A 21,451-nucleotide genomic window follows, 5' to 3' on the forward strand; every position below is an offset into this window, starting at 1 on the left:
CCACAACAGCTCGCCACAGCCCGCCGCGAATGGCCCTGCGCCGTCCCAGAGCCAAAATCGCATTGTTCACGGACGACTAGCTATGGATACCGGGCCAAGGAACGGTACCCGGCAGGCGCGCGCGACCGATGTCCAGCCGGCCCCGCCGCCTTGCGCGCCTCCCCCCAGGGGGTCAGGCCATTTCGGGCGCCGAGGCTTTGATGTGCGGCATGACCTTGTCGGCGAAGAGCTTGGCCTGCTCGTAGACCAGTTCGTAGGGCATGCCGCCGAAGCTGAAGTTGCACAGCATCTCGTAGTCGCCGACCATCGACTGGCGGAGCTGGTGATGTTCGATGAGCTGTTCGGGCGTACCGATCATGTTTCCGCCGATGTAGTCCTTGTAGGCCTTGTCGGCGCCGCCCGCGGCCTTGGCGGCATCGCCCATGTAGGCATAGGTCGCGTAGGACGGCAGCTCCTTGAAGTGCGGGCTCATGAACTCGTAATGCTCGGCCACGGTCTGGAACATCGGACCGAAATAGCGGTCGGTGCAGTCGGCCACGCGGCTCCGGTCGTCGAAGCAGATCATGAAGTCCGAGATGATGAACGGCGGCGCCTTCCTGGCGTGCTTTTCGAGGAAGGTGGCGCGATAGTGCTCGATCTCGGGAATCGCCTTGCGCCAGTCGCCCTGGCTGAAGCGCAAGGTCTTGAGACCGTAGTCCGCCGCGACCTCGACCGACGACGGCGACATCGAAACCATGACCGTGCGATCCTTGAACGACTTGAAGGGGCGTGGGCGCAGCTCGGTGCGCGGCACCTTGTACCACTTCGTGTCGGCCTCGAAGATGCCGGTCTCGATCGCTTCCATCACCAGCGCGCAAGCCTCGTCGAACTGCTCGCGCGAGTCGGCGAGGTCGACACCGAATGAGCGGAACTCGCGCCGGGCCGCGCCTCGGCCCATCCCCGCGATCAGGCGGCCTCCGGACAGGATGTCGAGCTCAATGAACTGTTCGGCGACGCGCAGGGGATTGTTCCAGGGAAGGATCACCGCCGCGGTGATCAGTTCGATGCTCTTGGTCTTGGCGGCGACGTAGGCCAGCATCTGGAACGGGTCGGGACAGGCCGCGTAGTCGGTGAAATGGTGCTCGACCGGGCCGACGAAGTCGAATCCCATCGCCTCCGCCTCCACCGCGAAGTTCGTCTCGCGCATGAAGGTCTCGACATCGGGAAGACCGTGCATGTTCTGAAAACCAAGGTGCAATCCTACGCGCATTTTCCTGCTCCTCTCCGGCTTGCCGGCACTCTTTCCGGGCATCTGTACAGCAAAGCACCCGATTCGTTTTATATTGGCCGAAAATTCGACAAAGATCGCCATTCCGGCTCAATCGGACACGCTTTTGTCACCTTGATCGTGCCAAAGTCAAGCAGCGATTATGGAAGGATGGAACGGGACCCGAAAGGCAGCCCGGAGATCCGGCTTCGCCGACGGGCCGTCGCAGGCCGCACGGGGATCGCATCGGCGCGCGCCGATCCGCACGACCGCGACAACACCCATTCCGCAAGTTGAAACCACGTCCATCAACTTGCCTGGGACGACCCGACCATCGTTTAAAATTAAGTATCATCAATAAAATTAAATATATTTACTTAGAATATGCAATTTCATGAAGAATTTATAATAAGTTAAAATTTACTAGAGCGACAAACGATAAGCGCCAAACGCCTCCATCCTCACAGCATTACCGCAGAACATTGCTGATGTTGTTTTTTTGCAACGGTGAATCGATTCTTTAGCCAGTCACCAATTTGTCAGGTGACAGGTCATAGATTCGTTATCTACGGGCCTCCGCGGGCGAGGAAACGTCCGTTCATCACCAAGCATACTGTTGCACCTCGAGCACGTACGTCGCTCCCCGTCCGGCATGCTTGGGATGCAGCGGCCGTCCGCCTCGCCCGCGCAGGATCTTGAGAAAAAACAGAGGGAACACCATCATGACCAGATTCCTCCGGGGCACCTCCGTGAGTATGCTGGCGCTGGCCATCGCCACGCCTGCCCTGGCGCAGGAGGCGCCCGCGGACCGCCAGGGCGGCCTTCAGGAAATCATCGTCACCGCCACCAAGCGCAGCGAGAGCCTGCAGGACGTCGCCGTCTCGCTAAACGCGCTGGGCGAGCAGGAACTCGACAGCCTCGGTGTCGACACCTTCAGTGACTACCTCGACCAGCTTCCCAGCGTGACCGCGGGCGGCTCGGGCCCGGGCCAGTCGACCATCTACATCCGCGGCCTCGCCTCGACGACGCCGAACCTCACCACCGCCGGGGTCGCCGGTCTCGCGCCCAACGTCGCGATGTACCTCGACGAACAGCCGCTGGCGCAGCCGGGCCGCAACCTCGACGTCTACGCTGCCGACCTGGAGCGTATCGAGGTTCTCGGCGGTCCGCAGGGCACGCTGTTCGGCGCGAGCAGCCAGGCGGGCGTCGTGCGCCTGATCACCAACAAGCCGAGCCTTTCCGGCTTCGCCGCGAAGGGCAAGGGCGAGGTCTCGTTCACCAAGGGCGGCGAGACCAGCTACAAGGGCGAACTCACGCTCAACGTGCCGGTCACCGACAGCTTCGCGCTGCGCGGCGTCGTCTTCCTGGACGACCAGGGCGGCTACATCGACAACGTCGCGGGCACCCGCACCGCCGCCGAGAGCGCGCGGTTCCGCCCCGCCGGCACGGTGCGCGCGAACGGCGTTCCGGTCAGCCCCGGCCGCGCCGGGTTCCAGTCGACCTCCGACTTGTCGGGCGTCAACTTCCTCGCCGCCGACAACGCCGGGCTCGTCGAGAAGAACTTCAACGACACGCAGTACACGGGCTTTCGCGTCAGCGCGCTCTACGAAGTGACGCCCGACTGGACGATCACCGTCTCGCACATGCGCCAGAGCGTCGAATCGGACGGCGTGTTCTTCGCCGACCCCGAACTCGATCTCGACAAGCTGGAAATCCAGCGCTTCGAGGACGACCGGCTCGAGGATGATTTCTCGAACACCGCCTGGACCGTCGAAGGCCGCCTCGCGATGCTCGACGTGGTCTACACCGGCGCCTACACCGACCGTGAAACCCAGCAGCGGATCGACTACACCGACTACCTCTTCGCCGGACAGTATCTGCCGTACTACATCTGCGACGGCTCGGTTTCCTATCCGGGCGATGCCGCGCCTTCAGGCACTTGCCAGGCGCCCAACCTCTACGTGACGTCGAGCGGCGGCACCGAGGTCTTCACGCAGGAACTGCGCGTCAACACGCCTGAGCAGGAGCGCATCCGCGCCACCGTCGGCGGGTTCTATTCGGACCTCACGCTCAAGGAACGCAACGACTACGTCTATCCGGGCAGCATCGCCGCGGCGCCGTTCGGCGGCTTCGCGCCGAACTACCCGTTCCCCGGCGTCTATGCGAGCGATCCCGGACCGTTTCCGGCCGGCACCATCTTCCGCAACGACGTGAAGCGCACCGACAGGCAGTTCGGCATCTTCGGCGAGGCGAGCTTCGACGTCGTGCCCGACCTGCTGACGGTGACGTTGGGCGCGCGCTACTACGACGTCGAAGTGGACTTCGAGGGCACGGCCAATTCCTCGTTCTGCAACGCCGGCGCGGCGCAGGACGCCAACGCCTTCGGCACCAACATCTCGGATCTCTATGACGGGGATGGGCAGTTCACCTTCATCGGATCGTGCAATTCCGATCTGCGCCAGACCTTCTCGCAAGGCGACACGATCGCGGACATCATGGCCGCGGGCCTCAGCGAAGCCCAGGCGGCGCAAGTCTTCAACGCGCTCTCCGCGCCGGACAAGGCCAAGACCAGCGGCACGATCTTCAAGGGCACGGTCACGCTGACGCCGACCGAAGACATCATGGTCTACGCGACCTATTCGGAGGGCTTCCGCCCTGGCCTGCTCAACCGTCCCGGCGGCGCGCTCGGCCCCAACGGCTTCACCGTGCCGTTCGAACTCGATACCGACGAGGTGAAGAACTACGAACTGGGCTGGAAGACCGAGCTGTTCGACCGCCAGCTCCGCTTCAACGGCAGCGCGTTCTACGTCGACATCAGCCGGCTTCAGACCACGATCTTCGATCCCAGCATCACCAACCTGTTCTTCTCGGACAATGCGGCCGATGCGCGGATCTACGGGCTCGAGAGCGATTTCACCTATGCGCCCTACTCGCTGCCCGGCCTGACCGTGGCGGGCGCGGTCTCGTTCCTCGACACCAAGATCACCGAGGTCCTGACCCCGACCGATGACGTGGTGAAGGGCGAACCGCTCGCCTACGCACCCGAATTCCAGGGCAACCTGCGCGTGCGCTACGAGTGGGACCTGACCGACGAACTCACCGCGCACATCATGCCGCAAGTGACGCACTCGGCCTCGAAGTACACCGACATCATCGAGATCAACAAGCTGAAGCTCGACAGCTACACGACCTTCTCGATGACGGCGGGGGTGAAGGCCGACATGTGGTCGGCCGAGATCTTCGGCGAGAACCTCACCGATACGCGCGCCGAGATCGCGGGCAGCTTCTACTATGATCGCGCCCGGATCACGACCAATCGTCCGCTGACGGTCGGTCTGCGCTTCGGCTTCAACTACTGACGCCGCAGCACGCGTGAAAATCGGCGACCGGCAGGGCTGCGGCCTTGCCGGTCGCATCGCGTTGCTGGCAGAGACGATGCCACGATGAACCGCGCCGATGACACCACGACGCCGCCTGCCGGCGATCTCCGCGCAGGCGAAGCCGCGCTCAGGGAGGGCCGCTTTGCCGAGGCGGCGGCCATCGCGCGCGACGCGCTCGCCGGCGATCCCGCGCAATCCGACGCGCTCTATCTCGCCGCCGTCGCCAGCCGCTACCTTCGCGACTTCGACGCGGCCGACGGCTATCTCGCGCGGCTGCGATCGGCCGTCCCCGAGTTCGGGCGCGGCTGGCAGGAGATCGGCCACCTCGCGCGCGACCGCGGCCGCCCGGACGAGGCGCTCGCCGCCTATGCCCGCGCCTGCCGCTACAACCCCGCGCTGGAGGCGAGCTGGCGTGCCCAGGCGGACTTGCTCGATACGGCGGGCCGGTCAGCCGAAGCCGCCGCCTCTCGCGGCCAGGCGGACCGGCTGCGAGCCCTGCCGCGCGAACTGGTCGCGGTGACCCATCACCTCCATGAAGGCCGCCCGCTGCGCGCCGAGGAAATCTGCCGCCACTACCTGCGGGCCAACCCCCGCGACGTCGAGGCGATGCGCCTGCTCGCCGAGATCGGCCGCCGCCTGGGCGTGCTCGACGATGCCGAGTTCCTGCTGGAAAGCGCCGTCGCGTTCGAGCCCGACAATATCCAGCTACGGCTCGACTACATCCAGATCCTGCGCGCACGGCAGAAGTTCGCCAAGGCCCGTGACGAGGCCGAAGCGCTCCATGCGCGCGACCCACAGAGCCCGCTCTTCCAGTCGCACCTCGCCATCGAATCGATGCAGACCGGCGATTACGAGCGCGCCTTCGCCCTGTTCGACCAAGTGCTCGAAAGGCTGCCCAACGACTCGGCAACGCTCACCTCGCGCGGCCATGCGCTCAAGACCGCCGGACGCACCGACGACGCCATCGCGTCCTATCGCGCGGCACTGGCCGCCGCCCCCGCGCACGGCGACACCTGGTACGCCCTCGCCAACCTCAAGACCTATCGCTTCGACGACGCGGAAGTCGCGGCGATGCGGGGCGAGCTGGCACGCGGCGATCTCGCCTTCATGGACCGCGTCCACATCCTCTTCGCGCTCGCAAGCGCGTGCGAGGCGCGCGGCGAATACGAGGAGGCCTTCGCCCGCTACGAGGAAGGCAACCGGCTGAAGCGCGAACAGAGCGGCTACGACGCCGACAGGATGAGCGCCGAGCTTGCACGCCAGAAGGCGGTCTGCACGCGTGAGCTGTTCGCCGCGAAGGCCGGCATGGGCTGCTCTGCGCCCGATCCGATCTTCATCGTCGGCCTGCCGCGCGCCGGCTCGACGCTGCTCGAACAGATTCTCGCCTCGCACAGCCGGATCGACGGCACGCTCGAACTGCCCGACATGCTCGCCATCGCGCACCGCCTGCGCGGCCGCAAGGCCGGGGAATCGCGCTATCCCGACGTGTTGCGCGAACTGGAAGCGGAGCAGTGCGAAAAGTTGGGCCGTCACTATATCGACAGCACCCGCATCCATCGCCAGGACGCGCCGTTGTTCATCGACAAGATGCCGAACAACTTCCGTCACGTCGGCCTCATTCACCTGATCCTGCCCAATGCGAAGATCATCGACGCGCGCCGCGACCCGATGGATTGCTGCTTCTCCGGCTTCAAGCAGCTCTTTGCCGAGGGTCAGGAATTCACCTACGGACTCACCGAGATTGGCCGCTACTATCGCGACTATGTCGATCTCATGGCGCATTGGGACGCGGTGCTGCCCGGCAAGGTCCTGCGCGTGCAGCATGAGGACGTGCTGGACGACCTCGAGGGCCAGGTCCGCCGGATGCTCGACTATCTCGACCTCCCCTTCGAGGAACGCTGCCTGAACTTTCACCAAACCGACCGGGCGGTGCGCACGGCCAGCTCAGAACAGGTGCGCCGTCCGATCAGCCGGGCGGGTCAGGGAGCCTGGCGACCGTTCGAGCCCTGGCTGGGCGAGCTCGTCGCGGGCCTCGCCGCCTAGATCCCCTCGGGTCTCGACGCCCATCCGGGCATGATCGTGCCTCCCGGGGCAGCGCCGCCGGGAAGGCCTTCGGGCGCGCCGCCCGCGCGAAACGAGACCCTCGCAAGGCTCAAGATGCCGGCCCTCGTTATCTGGCCTGCGAACATCGGCATACTTCTTCTTTCTTCGGGACACGCGGCGGTCGAAGCTTTGGCCGGCGATGGGAGTCCGCGCGGCTCGCACGGGGATTCCTCCAGAAGTTCGGAGACTGAGTAGATGACGAGTTCCAGATCGGCAGCCTTCTTCGGCTTGCTGATGATTCTTGCCGCGCCTGTGACTGCGCAGGTGGAACCGAACCCGGCAAAGGGCAAGATCCTGTTCATGCAATGCGCCGCATGCCACGCAACGACCGCCGATGCGCCCGAGAAGGTCGGCCCGTCGCTTTTCGGGATCTACGGCGCCAAGGTCGCAACCCGCCCCGACTTCACCTATTCCAAGTCGATGGCGGAAGAGGCGTTCCGCTGGGACGACGCGCACCTCGCCAAGTTCCTTCAGAAGCCGAGCGGCCTGGTACCGGGCACCAAGATGGTGTTCGGGGGCATCGCCGATCCCGCCCGGCGGGCCGATATCATCGCCTATCTGAAATCGCTGAAATGACATCTCCGAAGTCTCCCGACCGGCTGGCCGGCGGCCTCGCCCGCCGCGAGGTGCTGCTGGGAGGGCTCGTGCTCGGGCTCGCGACCGGAGCAGGCGCCCGCGCCCGGGTGGCGAAGGCCGGCGAGGGCGCGACGCTCAATGCCTTCGTCTCGATCGCGCCGGGCGGCGAGGTCGTCATCGTCACGCCCGGCGCCGAAATGGGGCAAGGCGTGGCGAACGGCATGCCCAAGATCGTCGCCGAGGAACTCGACGCGGACTGGGCGAACGTCAAAGTCACTCTTTCGGGTTACGCCCCGGACTATCTCAGTCCCGTCAACAAGCGCCAGCGCAGCGCGAACAGCGACGGCATAACCAGCTACTACGATGCTTTGCGCAAGGTCGGAGCGACCGCGCGGGCCATGCTGGTGGCGGCCGCGGCGCAGCGCTGGTCGATCGAGCCGGCGAAGATCACCACGCGCGAGGGCATGCTGCTCCATCCCGACGGCCGGACCATGCTGCGCTATGGCGACGTCGCGGCCGAGGCGGCCGCCCTGCCCGTGCCCGGGACGGTCGCGCTCAAGGACCCGAGCGCGTTCAGGCTCATCGGCAAGGATTTCCCGCGAAAGGACATCGCGGCGAAAGTGATGGGTTCGGCGGGCTTCGGCATGGACCTGGACCTGCCGGGCCTGCTCTACGCCGCGATCGTTCACGTGCCGGTCGCCGGCGCCAGGCTGCTCGGCTTCAACGCCGATGCGGCGACAGCCATGCCGGGCGTGCACAAGGTCGTGCAGGTGGACAATGCCGTCGGCGTCATCGCCGACAGCTACTGGCAGGCGCAGAAGGCCGCCGACACGATCGAACTCGACGTCGACACCGTGCCGCTCATGGACGGCGACAGGGTTCGCGAAACCATTCTCGCCGCACTCGATGCGCCGGGCGAAGGCCTGCTTCCGTTCCCGGTCGGCTTCACCGACGGCAAGTTCGACATGGGCGCCTCCAGCGAAGAGATCGAAGCCGGCCTGGCGGCTTCGGATGCCACCTTCGAGGCGGTCTACGAGGTGCCCTATCTCGCCCACGCGACGATGGAGCCGCTCTGCGCCACGGCGAAGGTGGAAAACGGCGCCTGCGAGATCTGGGCGCCGACCCAGGCCGCCGACGCCATCCCGCCCGACATCGAGCAGGCCACCGGCATTCCCGCCGCGTCTGTCAAGGTGAACCGCACCTTCCTCGGCGGCGGTTTCGGACGAAAGAACGAGCGCGATTTCCTTGTCGAATCGGTCAAGCTCGCGGCGGCGATGCCGGGACGCCCGGTGATGATGGTGTGGAGCCGTCAGGAGGACACCCGCCACGATTACTATCGGCCGGCCTTTGCCGCGCGCATCCGCGCGGGACTTGCCGAAGACGGCGCGATCGCGGCCATGCACGGGCGCATTGCCGGTCAGCCGCTGATGACCACCGCACCATTTCGTCGCCCCGGCATCGCCGACTTCGGCATGGTCGGCGAACTCGTCTCCAGCACCTATCCGATCGCCTTGCGCAAGGCCGAGGCGGTCGAGATCGAGGCGCCGCTGCGCACCGGGTACTGGCGCTCGGTCTCGGCCTCGCAGAACGGGTTCTTCTTCGAATCCGCCATCGACGAACTCGCGGCCATGCAGAAGCGCGATCCGCTGGAATACCGCCGCGCGCTCTCCATCGCCGACCCGCGCTCGCTCGCCGCGCTCGATCTGCTTGCGGAGAAGTCGGGATGGGGCAAGGAAATGAAGCCGGGCCGCGGCATGGGCTGCGCGTTGACGAGCGGATGGAACGCACGGTGCGCCCAGGCGATCGAGGTGGAAGTCACCGACACCACGCTCGAGGTCAAGCGCATCGTCTGCACTTTCGACTGCGGCCAGATGATCGATCCCGACAACGTCGTCGCGCAGATCGAGGGCGGCATCGTCTTCGGACTTTCGGCCGCGTTGTTCGGCAAGATCACCGTCAAGGAGGGCGTCGTCGAACAGTCCAGTTTCGCGGACTATCCGGTCGTGCTGCTGCGCTCGGCACCGGCGATCGAGGTCCATCTGATCGAGAGCGGCGCGCCGCTCGGCGGGGTCGGCGAAACCGGCGTGCCCGCCGTGGCTCCGGCGCTGACCGGCGCGATCTTCGCCGCCACCGGCAAGCGCGTGCGCAAACTTCCCATTGTCGATGCCGGATTCGAGGTCGCCCTGTGATGCGTTCATTCAAGTTTCTCGTGCCTGCCGCGGTCGGCGCAACGTTGATCGCCTCGGGCACAAGTCATGCCGCCGACGCGGCCCCGACACCTGGCACGACCTTCGTCGACGGCGAGGGACTGCCCGAGATGGTCGTGATCGCGCCCGGCGAATTCGATATGGGCGCCGATGGCGGCGAGCCCGGCCGCTACGAAGGGCCGGTGCATCACGTCACGATCGACTACAGCTTCGCGGTCGGCGTGACACCGGTAACGTACGCGCAGTTCGCCAAGTTCGTCGACGATACCGGATACGAAGCCGCGACGGGCTGCTGGGTGCCCCGTGAGGGCACGTATGTCGAGATCGAGGGCTCGAACTGGCAAAATCCCGCGATCGGCCGCGAACCCGAACCCGGCGAACCCGTCGTGTGCATCGACTGGAACGATGCGAAAGCCTACGTGGATTGGCTCGCCAGCACGACCGGCGAGCCCTACCGCCTGCTGAGCGAGGCCGAATGGGAATACGTGGCGCGCGCCGGGACCATGACCCGCTTCACCTGGGGCGACGATCCCGAAGGCGCCTGCGAGAACGCGAACCTGCTCGATGCCTCTGGACCGAAAGCGATGATCGTCACCGGCGAACCGACCGAGTGCTCGGATGGCTATCCCGGTCTCGCTCCGGCGGGCAGCTTCGCCCCCAACGCCTTCGGCGTGCGCGACATGGTCGGCAACGTCTGGACCTGGGTCGAGGACTGTTACGCCATGCCCTATCCCGAGGATGGCCCGACCAATGGCAAGCCGCAGCTCGAGAAGGGCTGTGACCGACGCGGCGCGCGCGGATCGAGTTGGGGTACCACCTATTCTCGCGCGCACCCGACGTTCCGGGGCCGCGATCCGGTGACGCTGGTCAGCCAATTGTTCGGCGTGCGCGTTGCGAGGGACCTGAAATGACGATTTCCCTGAAGGTCAACGGCCGCGAGCGGACCGTCGACGTCGCGCCCGACACGCCGCTGCTCTGGGTGCTGCGCGATCGGTTGAAGCTCAAGGGCACCAAGTTCGGCTGCGGCGTGGGCGTGTGCGGTTCGTGCACGGTCCATGTCGACGGCATGGCGGTGCGCAGTTGCTCGGTGGCGGTCTCCGATGTCGGCGACATGGCGGTGACCACGATCGAGGGGCTGGCAGAGGGACCGGAGGGGACGCCCGGTGCGATCCAGCAAGCCTGGATCGAGGAGCAGGTGCCGCAATGCGGCTATTGCCAACCCGGCATGATCATGGCCGTCGCGGCGATGCTCGAAACCACGCCGAACCCGACCGACGCCGACATCGACGATCAGATCACCAATGTCTGCCGCTGCGGCACCTATCCCCGGCTGCGGCGGGCGATCCACCGCGCGGCCAAGGCGAAGGGAGCGCAGGCATGATGAAGAGGCGCACGTTTCTCGCCGGTACCGCCGCCGGCGCGCTGCTGCCGCTGGTGCGCACCGCGGCCATGGCCCGGTCGATGCCCGAGGTCGACGTGCTGGTGATCGGCGCGGGGCTGAGCGGGCTCTACGCCGCCTCGCTGCTCGAAAGCGTGGGCAGCCAGGTCATGGTGATCGAGGGCCGCAATCGCGTGGGCGGACGCGTGCTCTCGCTCGACGACGTGAACGGCAGCCCCGAGGCGGGAGCCAACTCGATGCTTTCCGCGTATGGCCGGGCGCTCGATCTCGCCCATCGTTTCGAACTGCCGCTGATCAACGGGGTCGAGCGGCCGAAAGCATCGCCCGCCGTGCTCCACATCGGCGGCCGGACGATGACTCTCGCCGAATGGAAGGACGCTCCGTCCAATCCCTTCGCGGGCGACCGCCGCGCGGTTCCGCCTGCGGCGCTCTGCTGGATGGAGACGGGCAAGTTCAACCCGATCACCACGTCCGACGGCTGGTGCGATCCGGCGAACGCCGAACTCGACATCTCGATGCAGCAGTTCCTGAGCGAGCGCGGCTTTTCCCCGGCCGAGATCCGTCTCGCGCATGACGTGAACCCGGCCTACGGTGAGCATGCGTCGGGCGTCAGCCTGCTCAACTGGCTGTTCGTCGCCAACTTCTTCAAGGCCCAGCAGGCCGCCGGCGGAGCCGAATGGTCGGTGCTTGGCGGCAACTCGCGCCTGCCCGAGGCGCTCGCGAACTCGTTGCAGAACGAGATCGTCTTCAGAAAGAAGGTCGTCGCCATCAAGACGTCGAGCGCGGGCGCCGAAGTGCACTGCGCGGACGGCACGCGCATCACCGCCGGGCACGTGATCTGCTCGATACCGCTCGCGACGATGGCGAACGTCGCGTTCGATCCGCCGCTGCCGCCGCTCCAGGCCAAGGCCGTGGCCGAAGTGCCGCACATGAAGATCACCCAGACCCACTTCGAAGTAACCGAGCCGTTCTGGGAAGCCGACGGCATCGCTCCCGACATGTGGACCGATACCGATCTCGGCGTGCTTTCCTCGATCCGCGGCGGCGAAGACCCCAAGCAGATCACCAGCCTGACCGCCTGGGCTCGCGGCACCACCGCCGAGCGCGTCGATGCGCTCGACGAGGAGGCCGCGCGCGAGCACGTGCTCGCCGAACTCGTGCGGCTGCGCCCGGCCGCCGAGGGCAAGGTCCGCGTCGCCGGCTTCAAGTCGTGGCAGAAGGACGAATTCTCGCTGGGCGACTGGGTCGTTTGGAAGCCCGGCCAGCCCACGACGCTGGCCCGCGAAGTCGGCAAGGCGCATGGCCGCATCCATTTCTGCGGAGAGCACACCGCGCTCGTCAACCGGGGCATGGAAGGCGCGCTCGATTCGGGCGAACGCGCGGCGCTCGAAATCATCGATCCCTGACTGCGTGGGGCCGCGCGGGCCGCTCGTCAGGAGAGAGGCGGGAGGAGGTCGGCGCGAGGTGCGCCGCGATCGACGCGAAACCCGTAGCGCGACGGGACGTCGGCAGGAGGCTCCCAGGCGAAGGCCGATAGCGTGTGATCCTCCCAGTCGGCGCCAGCCAATGGCTCGCCGTCGAGGCCCGTCCATATGCCCTCTTCGGGGAACGTGAGGAAGGCCACGCGATCCTCGGCGATCGCCGCCGCGCGCCGCGCCGACAGATCGCAGACATGGGCCTCAAGCGCCTCGTCGCGCGCGGCCCAGTCGACCCACCCGATCGCGTTGTCCTGGCAATAGGCGTTGTTGTTGCCCTGCTGGCTGCGCGCGAACTCGTCGCCCGCCGTGAGCATGATCGTGCCCGTGGAGGCGAACAGCGTGCCGAGCATGGCGCGCAAGTACGCGGATCGGGCCGCGCGCACGCCGGGATCGTCGCTCGGCCCTTCCACGCCGCAATTCCACGAGTGGTTGTCGCCATGCCCGTCGCGGTTCTCCTCGCCGTTCGCCCAGTTGTGGCGATCGCGATAGGAGACGGTGTCGGCAAGGGCGAAGCCGTCATGCGCGGCGAGGAAATTGACCGAGCGGCTGCACGCCTTGCCGAACAGGTCGGCGGAGCCCGCGATCCGCGTTGCCAGGTCCGCGGCCCGCCCGTCGCCGCGCCAGAACCGGCGCGCGTCGTCGCGAAAGCGGTCGTTCCATTCGAGCCAGTTCTCCGGGAATTGCCCGAGCTGGTAGCCGCCCGGACCGATATCCCAGGGCTCGGCGATCAAGACCCGGTCGGCAAGGACCGGGTCAGCGGCGATCTCGGCGAAGATCGGCGCGTCCGCGGTGAAACCCGGACCGCGCGCGAGAACCGGCGCGAGGTCGAAACGGAAGCCGTCGATGCCGCAGCAGGCAACGAAATGGCGCATGGCATCGAGCGCCAGCCGCCGCACCGTGGGCTGCGCGAAGTCGAGCGTGTTGCCGCATCCGGTATCGTTGATCAGCGCTCCGTCCGGTGCGCGCGCATAGGCCGCGTCGTCAAGCCCGCGCAGCGAGAGCACCCCGCCCAGCGTGTCGCTCTCACCGCTGTGGTTGAACACCACGTCGAGGATGACGCCGATGCCTTCGGCGTGGAGCGCCGCCACGGTTTCGCGCAGCTCGGCGACGCCGCCCGGACACAGGCCCGGATCGAGCGCCATCATCGCGACCGGATTGTAGCCCCAGGCATTGGCCAGCCCGAGCCGCGGCAAGTGGCGCTCGTCGATCCAGGCGACCACGGGCATGAGTTCGACGGCACTGACCTTGAGCTTGCGCAGATGCGCAATCATCGCCGGCTGCGCCAGCGCCGCGACAGTGCCGCGCAGGCCCTCCGGCACCTCGGGATGGAGCATGGTGAAGCCGCGCACGTTGAGTTCGTAGACGAGCCCGCCCGGAGCGAAGCGCGGCGGCCCGGCGGGCACCTCGCCTCCCGGCGCGGGAACGATCGCGCGCGGAACGATGTCGGCGGTGTCCTCGCCGAACACCGCCAAGCGCGGGCTCTGGACGAAGCGCCGGTCGAGTTCGACCGCATAGGGATCGACCAGAAGCTTGGCCGGATCAAACCAGCGACCCTGTTCGGGCGCCCATTCCCCCTCGGCGCGATAGCCGTAGCGCGCGCCGCGCAGATCGCCCGGCATTTCGAGCACCCAGTCCTCGCCGTTGCGGCACATGCGATGGCGCGTTTCGCGATTGCTTTCGAAAAGGCACAGCCAGAGGGCCTCGGCGAGCGGCGCGCGCGCCTTGAAGCGAGTGACCCCGCCCTCGACCTGTGCGCCCAGCCGCGTCATGCGAGCAGCGAGCGATAGAGCGCGGCATAGGCCCTCCCGCTCGCGCCCCACGAGAAATCGGCAGCCATGCCGTTGCTCTGGATCTGCCGCCAGACCTCTGGCCGGGAGAAGAGCGCGACGGTGCGCGACAGCGCGCTCGAGAGGGTGTGGTAGCCCACCGGCTCGTGCTGCACGCCCGTCGCCACGCCCGCCATCAGCGCGGCGGGATTGGCGTCGATCACCGTATCGGCCAGCCCGCCGGTCCGCGCCACCACCGGTACGCAGCCATAGGCAAGACCGTAGAGTTGGGTGAGCCCGCAAGGCTCGAACCGCGAAGGCACGAGGATGGCGTCACCGCCGCCCTGCATGCGGTGCGACAACTCTTCGTCATAGCCGATGCGCACCGCGACGCGGCCCGGGTAGCGCGCGGCGGCTTCGTGGAAGCCCTCCTCGATCGCCGCATCGCCCGAGCCGAGCAACGCCAGCCGCCCGCCAATCCCGACAAGATGGTCGAGGCATTCGAGCAAGACGTCCATGCCCTTTTGCCAGGTGAGCCGGCTGATCACGATGAACAGCGGGCCATCGCCCGGCTCGAGGCCGAACTCGGCCTCGAGCGCGCGCTTGTTGCCCTGCCGCCGCGCGAGCGTGCGCACGGTGTAGCGCTGCCGCAGCGCGCGATCGGTCTGCGGGTTCCACAAGGCGGTGTCGATGCCGTTGAGAATCCCCGAAACGTCATGCCCGCGCGCCCGGATCAGCCCGTCGAGCCCCATGCCGAATTCGGGACTGCGGATCTCGGCGGCGTAAGTCGGGCTCACCGTAGTCACCGCCGAGGCCGTGGCGAGCCCCGCCTTGAGCATGCCGACGCCGCCGTGATTCTCGACCCCGTCGATCGACCAGGCCGCTCGCGGCAGGCCGATCCGGGGAAACACTTCGGCGCCGAACCAGCCCTGGAAGGCCATGTTGTGGATCGTCAGCACCGACGGCACCGGGCGGTCCGAAAGCGGGGCATAGCGCAAGTACGCGCTGGTCATCGCCGACTGCCAGTCGTGCGTGTGGACCAGATCGAAGCCGGCCCCCTTCGGACCGACGCCGCCCGCGACATCGGCCGCCGCGCGGGCGAGAGCGCAGAAACGGCGCCAGTTGTCCGACCAGTCCGTCCCGGAGGGATCGGCATAGAGGCCGCCGTCGCGCTGGTAGAGCCCCGGCGCATCGAGCACCAGCAGCCGCGTCCCCTCAAGCGTGCGCGAAAGCAGCCGCGCCGGCTCGCCCAGCAGCGAGTCCCAAGCGTGAAGCACTCTCGCGCGCTTGGTCGCCTGCATCACCGCCGGGTAGCCGGGCAGCAGCGTGGTGACCTCGACGCCCTCGTCGGCGAGCGCGGCCGGAAGGGCGCCGACGACATCGGCCAGTCCCCCGGTCTTGACCAGGGGAACGGCCTCGGAGGCTACGGACAGGACTTTCAACGTATCACTGCTCTGCGAGGCGATCGATCATCTGCTTGGTGATGAGGCATACGCCCTTGTCGGTCCGCCGGAAACGCTTCGCGTCGAGTTCGGGGTCCTCGCCGACGACGAGCCCTTCGGGAATGCGCACGCCCGAATCGATAATCACGCGCGAAAGCTGCGCGCCGCGCCCGATGTTGCAGTGGGGCAGGATCACCGCCTCGCTGGCGCGCGAGTAGCTGCCCATCTTCACCCCGGTCATCAACAGCGAGCGGTGCACGGTCGATCCCGAGACGATGCAGTCGTTCGACACCAGCGAGGATATCGCCATGCCCCTGCGCCCATCCTCGTCGTGGACGAACTTGGCGGGCGCGGCGACGACCGCGTCGGACCAGATCGGCCAATCGCGGTCGTACATGTCGAGCTTTGGCACGGTATCGGTGAGGTCGAGATTGGCCTCGAAATAGGCATCGACGGTCCCCGCGTCGCGCCAGTATTCCTCGATCTCCTCGGCCGCGCGGATACAGCTTGCGGTGAAGCGGTGCGCCTGCGCCTTGCCGTGCTTGACCATCCACGGAATGATGTCGCCGCCGAAATCACGCGTCGAGTTCGGGTCGGCCGCATCGCGATGGAGCTGATCGAACAGCACCGAGGTCTTGAATACGTAGATGCCCATGGAGGCCAGCGCCATGTCGGGCTCGCCGGGAATCCCCGGAGGGTCGGCCGGCTTCTCCACGAAGGCGGTGATACAGTCCTTCTCGTCGACGTGCATGACCCCGAAGGCCGTCGCTTCCATGCGCGGGACGACGAGGCAGCCGACGGTGACGTCGGCGCCCGAGTTGACGTGCTCCTGCAACATCAACTCGTAGTCCATCTTGTAGACGTGGTCGCCCGCGAGGATGACCATGTATTCCGGCCCGTGCGCGGCGATGATGTCGATGTTCTGGTAGACCGCGTCGGCGGTGCCCTCGTACCACTGCGTTTCCGAAACGCGCTGGCTGGCGGGCAGGATATCGAAGCTCTCGTTGCGCTCGGGCCGCATGAAGTTCCACGCCCGCTGCATGTGGCGGATGAGGCTATGCGCCTTGTACTGCGTGGCCACGCCAATGCGGCGAATGCCCGAATTGATCGCGTTCGACAGCGCGAAGTCGATGATCCGCGCCTTGCCGCCGAAATAGACCGCGGGCTTCGCGCGATTGTCGGTCAGCTCCTTGAGCCGGCTGCCGCGTCCTCCGGCCAGCACATAGGCCATGGCGTCGCGCGCCAAGGGTTGTCCGCTCGGTCTCCTCATATCCCGCCCTCTCCAAAACTGTAGGCCTCAGTCCCCGAACTCGAGGAAAATCGTCGCCAGCGGCGGCAGGGTGAGGCTTGCCTCACCGCCTTCGGCCTTGACGCGTCCCCAATTGCCTTGCCCGCTCCCGCCGTAGTTGGTGGAGTCGGTGTTGATCCGCTCGAGCCACACGCCGTCGTGCGGCAGCGGCACGCGATAGTGCGACCGCAAGGTCGGCGTCATGTTGCTCACGACCGCGACGGGCTTTTCGCCGGGGGCCTTGCGCAGCCAGGCGAAGACAGAGTTCTGCGCGTCATCGACGATCAGCCACTCAAAGCCCTCACCCTCGCAGTCGCGCGCATGCAGCGCCGGCCGCTGGCAGTAGAAGCGGTTGAGATCGCGCACGAGATTGCGCACGCCTTCGTGCGCGGGGGCCTCGCGCAGTTCCCAGTCGAGCGGGCGATCCTCGCTCCACTCGCGGCGCTGCGCGAATTCCTGGCCCATGAACAGCAGCTTCTTGCCCGGATAGCCCCACATCAGCCCGTAGTAGGCGCGCAGGTTGGCGAACTGCTGCCAGTCGTCGCCGCTCATCTTGGCGAGCAGCGAACCCTTGCCGTGCACGACCTCGTCGTGGCTGAGCGGCAGCACGAAATTCTCGTTGAAGGCGTACATCAGGCCGAAGGTTATATCTTCATGATGAAACTTCCGGTGCACCGGCTCGCGGCGCATGTACTCCAGCGTATCGTGCATGAAGCCCATGTTCCACTTGAAGCCGAAGCCGAGGCCGCCTTCGTGCGCGGGCAGAGTGACCCCGGGCCAGGCGGTCGATTCCTCGGCAAAGGTCATTACGCCCGGATGCTGGCCGTAGAGCGCGCGGTTCATCGCGCGCAGGAACTCGACCGCTTCCCAATTCTCGCGCCCGCCCTCCTGGTTGGGAACCCACTCCCCTTCCTTGCGCGAATAATCGCGGTAGAGCATCGAAGCCACGGCATCGACGCGTAGCCCGTCGACATGGTAGCGCTCGGCCCAGAACAGCGCGTTGTTGACGAGGAAGCTCATCACCTCGCGCCGTCCGAAATTGTAGATCAGCGTGTTCCAGTCGGGATGATAGCCGAGCCTGGGATCATCGTGCTCGTAGAGCGCGGTGCCGTCGAAGCGGATCAGCCCGTGCTCGTCGGTCGGGAAGTGAGCAGGCACCCAGTCGACCAGCACGCCGATCCCGGCACGGTGCGCGCCGTCGACGAAGCGGGCGAAGCCCGCGGGCTCGCCAAAGCGCGAGGACGGGGCGAACAGGCCGGTCGTCTGGTAGCCCCACGAGGGATCGTAGGGGTGCTCAGAGACCGGCAGGAACTCGATATGGGTGAAGCCCATGTCGACGACGTAGGGGATGAGCCGGTCGGCGAGGTCGTCCCAGTTAAGGTACCAGTTCCAGCGATCGCGGTTCCACGATCCGGCGTGGACCTCGTAGATCGAGATCGGCTGGCGGCGCGCATCGACCGAGGCCCAGTGCTCGCGGTGGCCCGTATCGCCCCAGTCCTGCTTGCCCGGACGCATCGTCACCGATGCCGTGTGCGGGCGGACCTCGGCGGCGAAGGCGAAGGGGTCCGCCTTGAGTGGCTGGACCATCCCGTCCGGCCCGACGATGCGGAACTTGTAGGTGCGGTATTCGCCGATGTCGGGAATGAAGATTTCCCAAACGCCGATGTCGCGGCGGTTGCGCATCGGATGACGGCGCGCATCCCAGTCGTTGAAATCGCCGACGAGACTGACGAGCCGCGCATTCGGGGCCCAGACCGCGAAATGCACGCCGCTCGTGCCCTCGTGCTCGATCACATGCGCGCCGAGCTTGTCGAACAGTCGAAAGTGCGTGCCCTGCGCGATCAGCAGATCGTCGATCGGGCCGAGCACCGGGCCGAACGTATAGGGGTCGGTGACCAGCCAGTCGTAGCCGCCGGCGGAGCAGCGATAGCGCAAGGGTTCCGGCTTGCCCGGCAGCGCGCCTTCGAACAGCCCGCGCTCGTCGGCCGGTTCGAGCGCACCCAGCAGCCGCCCGTCGAGCGAGAAGACCTCCACCTGCTCGGCGCCCGGCAGAATAGCGCGAGCGAAGCTGCCGCCGGGCGCCTCGTGAATGCCGAGGAGGGAAAAGGGATCGGCGTGCGTGCCTTCCAGAAGTGCGTCAATGGCCTCTTGAGGCGGCTTCACATGACCTTCCAGATATCTTTCGCATATTCGGCGATGGTCCTGTCGGAGGAGAACCAGCCCACATTGGCAATGTTGCGGATCGCCGAAGCGCACCACCCGGCGGGGTCCTCCCATCGCTTGTCGACGGTGCGCTGCGCGGCGGCATAGCCGTCGAAATCGGCGGCGAGCATGAACCAGTCGCGCTCGTAGATCCCGCCGATCAGATCGGCGTAACGATCGCGGTCGTCCGGCGAGAAGACACCCGTCGCGATCGCCGAAAGCGCCTGGGAAAGCTCGAGCGATGCCTCGATCACCGCGCGCGGATCGTAGCCGTCGGCGCGGCGCGCGGCGACCTCGGCGGCGGTCAGGCCGAAGATGACGATGTTGTCGTCGCCCACCTTGTCCTTGATCTCGATATTGGCGCCGTCGAGCGTGCCGATCGTCAGCGCGCCGTTGAGCGCGAACTTCATGTTGCCGGTGCCCGAGGCCTCCATGCCCGCGGTCGAGATCTGCTCGGACAGATCCGCCGCCGGAATGATCCGCTCGGCGAAGCTCACGTTGTAGTTCGGCACGAACACGACCTTGAGCAGCCCGCCAACGGAGGGGTCGGAATTGATGCGCCGCGCGATATCGTTGGCCAGTTTGATGACGAGCTTGGCGTTGTGATAGCTCGGCGCCGCCTTGCCGCCGAAGATCTTCACCCGCGGCACCCAGTCACGCTCGGGATGGCTGCGGATCTGATCGTAGAGCGCCACGGTCTCGACCAGGTTGAGGAGCTGGCGCTTGTATTCGTGGATACGCTTGATCTGGACGTCGAACAGCGCGTCGGGATCGAGCCGGACGCCCATCGTGCGCTTGATGTGATCGGCGAGCGCGACCTTGTTGGCGCGCTTCACCGCCCGGACCTTATCGCAAAGCGCGGCGTCGTCGGCAAAGGCGTTCAGCGCGGAAAGCTCTTCGGCATCGTCGAGGAAGCCGTCGCCGATCACCTCCGTGATGACGCTGGTCAGTCCGGGATTGCATTGCTGCAGCCAGCGGCGCGGGGTGACGCCGTTGGTCTTGTTGTTGATCCGTGTCGGGTAGAGCTTGTGGAGATCGGCGAAGACGGTCTCCTTCATCAGCTCGGTGTGCAACGCCGCCACGCCGTTGATCGAATGCGAGCCGGAAAAGGCGAGGTTGGCCATGCGCACGCGCCGCTCGCCGCCCTCGTCGATCAGCGAGATCGCCGCGATCATCGCATCGTCGAAACCAGCCTTGCGCGCTTCGCGCAGGACGCGGCTGTTGATCGCGTAGATGAGCTGCATGTGCCGCGGCAAGAGCTGCTCGAACATCGGCAGGGGCCAGGACTCTAACGCCTCGGGCAAAAGCGTGTGGTTCGTGTAGGAGACCGTCTTCTGGGTCAGAACCCAGGCCTCGTTGAATTCCAGCCCGTGTTCGTCGACCAGCAGCCGCGTCAGTTCGGCGACGGCGATCGCGGGGTGCGTGTCATTGAGCTGGATTGCCGCCTTGTCGCACAGCGTGCGGATATCGCCCTCGTACTGGACGTGCCGGCGCACGATGTCCTGGATCGAGGCGGCGGTGAAGAAATACTCCTGCCGCAGCCGCAGTTCCTGCCCCGCCTTGTGCGAATCGGCGGGGTAGAGCACGCGCACGAGGCTGTCGGCGCGCATCTGTTCGGTGAGAGCGCCGATGTGGTCGCCCGCGTTGAAGGCGTCGAGCTTGATCGGATCGATCGCCGAAGCCGTCCAGAGCCGCAGGGTGTTGACGCGCTTGCCGCGCCAGCCGACGACCGGGGTATCGACGGCGGTCGCCTCGATTTCCTCGGCCGGGACCCAGACGACTCCGTCGCCCTGGGGATTCACTTCGCCGCCGAAGCCGATGAGGTAGGCGCTTTCGCGCCGCTCGAACTCCCACGGGTTGCCGTGCGCGAGCCAGTTTTCGGGGAGTTCGACCTGCCAGCCATCGTCGATGCGCTGGCGGAACATGCCGTTCACATAGCGGATGCCATAACCGTAAGCGGGAATGTCGAGCGTCGCCAGGCTCTCCATGAAGCAGGCGGCGAGGCGGCCGAGACCGCCGTTGCCGAGCGCGGCGTCGGGTTCCAGTTCCTCGAGCGCGGCGAGTTCGAGGTCGTGCTTGCCGAGCGCGCCTTCCATCACCTCGGTCAGTCCGAGATTGGAGATCGCATCGCGCAGCAGGCGACCGATCAGGAACTCCATCGAGAGATAGTAGACCCGCTTGTCGCCCGCCTCGTACGTCCGCCGGGTCGATCCGATCCAGCGGTCGATGACCTCGTCGCGCAAGGCGAGAATCGCGGCATTGTACCAGTCGTGCTCCTTGGCCGCGCGTTCGTCCTTGCCGACGCGGTGGCGCAGCACGTCGATGATGCGCGCGTCCATCTCTTCGATCTTGCTGGAAGCGGAA

14 protein-coding genes are annotated in these 21,451 nt (G+C 66.5%); 8 read left to right on the top strand and 6 right to left on the bottom strand.

Annotated features, from left to right (window positions below; genetic code table 11):
* Positions 1-172 precede the first annotated feature (172 nt).
* Positions 173-1,216, bottom strand: a complete 1,044-nt coding sequence (locus B2G71_RS09745) for an LLM class flavin-dependent oxidoreductase (protein WP_240530086.1) — start codon at positions 1,214-1,216, stop codon at positions 173-175.
* Here B2G71_RS09745 and B2G71_RS23725 point away from each other — a divergent pair.
* The 8 genes from B2G71_RS23725 (at position 1,211) to B2G71_RS09780 (ending at position 12,317) form a co-directional block, all read left to right on the top strand.
* Positions 1,211-1,543 carry a hypothetical protein gene (locus tag B2G71_RS23725; protein ID WP_168176324.1) on the top strand — a complete coding sequence of 111 codons (333 nt, stop codon included), beginning with the start codon at positions 1,211-1,213 and terminating at the stop codon, positions 1,541-1,543. The genes B2G71_RS09745 and B2G71_RS23725 overlap by 6 nt on opposite strands.
* A gap of 425 nt (positions 1,544-1,968) precedes the next feature.
* Entirely contained in the window at positions 1,969-4,605 is a 2,637-nt protein-coding gene (locus tag B2G71_RS09750; protein ID WP_098105586.1) for a TonB-dependent receptor, read from the top strand.
* Positions 4,606-4,689: 84 nt separating this feature from the next.
* A complete protein-coding gene (locus B2G71_RS09755) occupies positions 4,690-6,669 on the top strand; it encodes a tetratricopeptide repeat-containing sulfotransferase family protein (RefSeq protein ID WP_098105587.1) in 1,980 nt (659 codons plus the stop codon).
* 255 nt (positions 6,670-6,924) lie between these two features.
* Positions 6,925-7,305, top strand: coding sequence for a cytochrome c family protein (locus B2G71_RS09760; protein WP_240530087.1), 381 nt, complete (start codon positions 6,925-6,927; stop codon positions 7,303-7,305).
* On the top strand, positions 7,302-9,494 hold the full coding sequence (locus B2G71_RS09765; RefSeq protein ID WP_098105588.1) for a molybdopterin cofactor-binding domain-containing protein: 2,193 nt from the start codon (positions 7,302-7,304) through the stop codon (positions 9,492-9,494). Before B2G71_RS09760 ends, B2G71_RS09765 begins: the two co-directional genes overlap by 4 nt.
* The gene (locus tag B2G71_RS09770; protein WP_098105589.1) at positions 9,494-10,423 is read left to right on the top strand and encodes an SUMF1/EgtB/PvdO family nonheme iron enzyme; all 930 of its coding nucleotides are present in this window, start codon (positions 9,494-9,496) and stop codon (positions 10,421-10,423) included. The genes B2G71_RS09765 and B2G71_RS09770 overlap by 1 nt, the downstream gene beginning before the upstream one ends.
* Positions 10,420-10,893: a (2Fe-2S)-binding protein gene (locus B2G71_RS09775; RefSeq protein ID WP_098105590.1), complete on the top strand. Its 474-nt coding sequence runs from the start codon at positions 10,420-10,422 to the stop codon at positions 10,891-10,893. Before B2G71_RS09770 ends, B2G71_RS09775 begins: the two co-directional genes overlap by 4 nt.
* A complete protein-coding gene (locus B2G71_RS09780) occupies positions 10,890-12,317 on the top strand; it encodes an FAD-dependent oxidoreductase (protein ID WP_098105591.1) in 1,428 nt (475 codons plus the stop codon). Before B2G71_RS09775 ends, B2G71_RS09780 begins: the two co-directional genes overlap by 4 nt.
* A 26-nt stretch (positions 12,318-12,343) precedes the next feature.
* Here B2G71_RS09780 and glgX read toward each other — a convergent pair whose 3' ends face one another.
* From glgX to B2G71_RS09805, 5 genes are read right to left on the bottom strand one after another with little or no spacing between them, the layout of a single operon-like run.
* Positions 12,344-14,158, bottom strand: coding sequence for a glycogen debranching protein GlgX (gene glgX / locus B2G71_RS09785; protein ID WP_098105592.1), 1,815 nt, complete (start codon positions 14,156-14,158; stop codon positions 12,344-12,346).
* Complete coding sequence (gene glgA / locus B2G71_RS09790) at positions 14,155-15,597, bottom strand: glycogen synthase GlgA (protein WP_240530088.1); 1,443 nt, start codon at positions 15,595-15,597, stop codon at positions 14,155-14,157. The genes glgX and glgA overlap by 4 nt, the downstream gene beginning before the upstream one ends.
* Positions 15,598-15,601: 4 nt before the next feature.
* Positions 15,602-16,867 carry a glucose-1-phosphate adenylyltransferase gene (gene glgC, locus B2G71_RS09795; RefSeq protein ID WP_098105594.1) on the bottom strand — a complete coding sequence of 422 codons (1,266 nt, stop codon included), beginning with the start codon at positions 16,865-16,867 and terminating at the stop codon, positions 15,602-15,604.
* A 27-nt stretch (positions 16,868-16,894) separates the two neighbouring features.
* Complete coding sequence (gene glgB / locus B2G71_RS09800; RefSeq protein ID WP_098105595.1) at positions 16,895-19,048, bottom strand: 1,4-alpha-glucan branching protein GlgB; 2,154 nt, start codon at positions 19,046-19,048, stop codon at positions 16,895-16,897.
* Entirely contained in the window at positions 19,045-21,426 is a 2,382-nt protein-coding gene (locus B2G71_RS09805; RefSeq protein ID WP_098105596.1) for a glycogen/starch/alpha-glucan phosphorylase, read from the bottom strand. The genes glgB and B2G71_RS09805 overlap by 4 nt, the downstream gene beginning before the upstream one ends.
* Positions 21,427-21,451: the final 25 nt, after the last annotated feature.

Origin of the sequence: Novosphingobium sp. PC22D (assembly GCF_002556635.1) — a bacterium.
In the GTDB taxonomy this organism is placed as follows: Bacteria; Pseudomonadota; Alphaproteobacteria; order Sphingomonadales; family Sphingomonadaceae; genus Novosphingobium.

Excerpts from the sequence above, each read along its gene's own strand:
- B2G71_RS09745 (WP_240530086.1), bottom strand. The coding sequence starts at position 1,216 with ATGCACGGTCTTCCCGATGTCGAGACCTTCATGCGCGAGACGAACTTC.
- B2G71_RS09750 (WP_098105586.1), top strand. The coding sequence starts at position 1,969 with ATGACCAGATTCCTCCGGGGCACCTCCGTGAGTATGCTGGCGCTGGCC.
- B2G71_RS09755 (WP_098105587.1), top strand. The coding sequence starts at position 4,690 with ATGAACCGCGCCGATGACACCACGACGCCGCCTGCCGGCGATCTCCGC.
- B2G71_RS09760 (WP_240530087.1), top strand. The coding sequence starts at position 6,925 with ATGACGAGTTCCAGATCGGCAGCCTTCTTCGGCTTGCTGATGATTCTT.
- B2G71_RS09765 (WP_098105588.1), top strand. The coding sequence starts at position 7,302 with ATGACATCTCCGAAGTCTCCCGACCGGCTGGCCGGCGGCCTCGCCCGC.
- B2G71_RS09770 (WP_098105589.1), top strand. The coding sequence starts at position 9,494 with ATGCGTTCATTCAAGTTTCTCGTGCCTGCCGCGGTCGGCGCAACGTTG.
- B2G71_RS09775 (WP_098105590.1), top strand. The coding sequence starts at position 10,420 with ATGACGATTTCCCTGAAGGTCAACGGCCGCGAGCGGACCGTCGACGTC.
- B2G71_RS09780 (WP_098105591.1), top strand. The coding sequence starts at position 10,890 with ATGATGAAGAGGCGCACGTTTCTCGCCGGTACCGCCGCCGGCGCGCTG.
- glgX (WP_098105592.1), bottom strand. The coding sequence starts at position 14,158 with ATGACGCGGCTGGGCGCACAGGTCGAGGGCGGGGTCACTCGCTTCAAG.
- glgC (WP_098105594.1), bottom strand. The coding sequence starts at position 16,867 with ATGAGGAGACCGAGCGGACAACCCTTGGCGCGCGACGCCATGGCCTAT.
- B2G71_RS09805 (WP_098105596.1), bottom strand. The coding sequence starts at position 21,426 with ATGGACGCGCGCATCATCGACGTGCTGCGCCACCGCGTCGGCAAGGAC.